This window comes from Streptomyces sp. CO7, assembly GCF_053474865.1.
This window is the reverse complement of sequence record NZ_JBRIOU010000004.1, coordinates 816111-817852: the sequence shown is the minus strand read 5'-3', so window position 1 is coordinate 817852 and position 1742 is coordinate 816111. Positions and strand designations below refer to the sequence as shown.

The 1742-nt window shown below is 74.1% G+C and carries 1 protein-coding gene and 1 pseudogene; both read left to right on the top strand.

What is annotated here, in order from left to right; genetic code table 11:
* A pseudogene (locus ACOV8S_RS16525) lies at positions 1-702 on the top strand (acylneuraminate cytidylyltransferase family protein); the annotation flags it as partial.
* Positions 703-757: 55 nt separating this feature from the next.
* Positions 758-1714, top strand: coding sequence for an N-acetylneuraminate synthase family protein (locus tag ACOV8S_RS16520; protein WP_448318565.1), 957 nt, complete (start codon positions 758-760; stop codon positions 1712-1714).
* The last annotated feature ends 28 nt before the right edge of the window (positions 1715-1742 follow it).

Sequence of the window (1742 nt, the reverse complement as noted above, 5' to 3'; positions counted from 1 at the left end):
GTCCTCGCGGTGATCCCCGCCCGGGGCGGCTCCAAGGGGGTCCCCGGCAAGAACCTCGCCCCGGTCGCCGGCGTCCCGCTGGTGGTCCGCGCGGTGCGGGCCTGCCTCGCCGCCCGCCTGGTCACCGACGTCGTCGTCTCCACCGACGACCCGGCGATCGCGGCAGCCGCCCGCGAGGCGGGGGCCGAGGCGGTGGTGCGCCCCGCGGCCATCGCCGGGGACACCGCCACCTCCGAGTCCGCCGTCCTGCACGCCCTGGACGCCCACGAGGCGCTCACCGGCACCCCGGCCGACGTGGTCCTCCTCGTCCAGTGCACCAGCCCGTTCCTCGCCCCCGAGGACGTCGACGGCGTCGCCGCGGCGGTGGCCGAGGACGGCGCCGACACCGCGGTCACCGTCGCCCCCTTCCACGGCTTCCTGTGGCGCGACGACGCCACCGCGCGGGCCGCCGGACCCGGCGGGCACGGCGTGAACCACGACAAGGCCCACCGGCCGCGCCGCCAGGACCGTCCCCAGGACCTCCTGGAGACCGGCGCCGCCTACGCGATGGACGCGGCGGGCTTCCGCGCCCACCGGCACCGCTTCTTCGGCCGCACCGAGCTGGTCCGCACGGACCCCGCCCGGGTGCTGGAGATCGACGACCCGCACGACCTCGCCCGCGCCCGCGCGCTGGCGCCACTCCTCGACGCGGCCGGCCCCGGCCGCGTCGACCACCCGATCCACGACCTCGCACGCACCAGGTAAGGAAGTCCCCCGCATGAACAGCACCACCTCCACCCTCACGTCCGTCGGCGCCATCAACTCCCGCCTGCGCGCCTTCGGTTCGCGGCTGGTCGGCACCGGGCAGCCGGTCTACGTCACCGGCGAGATCGGCATCAACCACAACGGCGACCTCGACAACGCCATCAAGCTGATCGACGCCGCCGCAGACGCCGGCTGCGACGCCGTGAAGTTCCAGAAGCGCACCCCCGAGATCTGCACCCCGCGCGACCAGTGGGACATCGAGCGCGACACCCCCTGGGGCCGGATGACCTACATCGACTACCGCCACCGCGTCGAGTTCGGCGAGGACGAGTACCGCGCCATCGACGCGCACTGCAAGGAGCGCGGCATCGACTGGTTCGCCTCCCCGTGGGACACCGAGGCCGTCGCCTTCCTGGAGAAGTTCGACCTCCCCGCCCACAAGGTGGCCTCCGCCTCCCTCACCGACGACGAGCTGCTGCGCGCCCTGCGCGCCACCGGCCGCGCGGTGATCCTCTCCACCGGCATGTCGACGCCCAAGCAGATCCGGCACGCCGTCGAGGTCCTCGGCTCCGAGAACATCGTGCTCTGCCACGCCACCTCGACCTACCCGGCCAAGGCGGAGGAGCTCAACCTGCGGGTGATCAACACCCTCCAGCAGGAGTTCCCGAACGTCCCGATCGGCTACTCCGGCCACGAGACCGGCCTGCAGACCACGCTCGCCGCGGTCGCCCTCGGCGCCGTCTTCGTCGAGCGCCACATCACCCTCGACCGCGCCATGTGGGGCTCCGACCAGGCCGCCTCCGTGGAGCCGCAGGGCCTGGCCCGCCTGGTGCGCGACATCCGCACCATCGAGGCGTCCCTCGGTGACGGCGTCAAGAAGGTCTACGAGTCCGAGCTCGGCCCGATGAAGAAGCTGCGCCGCGTCGCCGGCGTGGTCGCCGAGGCCGAGGTCCGGGCGCCCGCCGTCTGAGCGCGGCGCCCTCCCACCCCCACCCCAC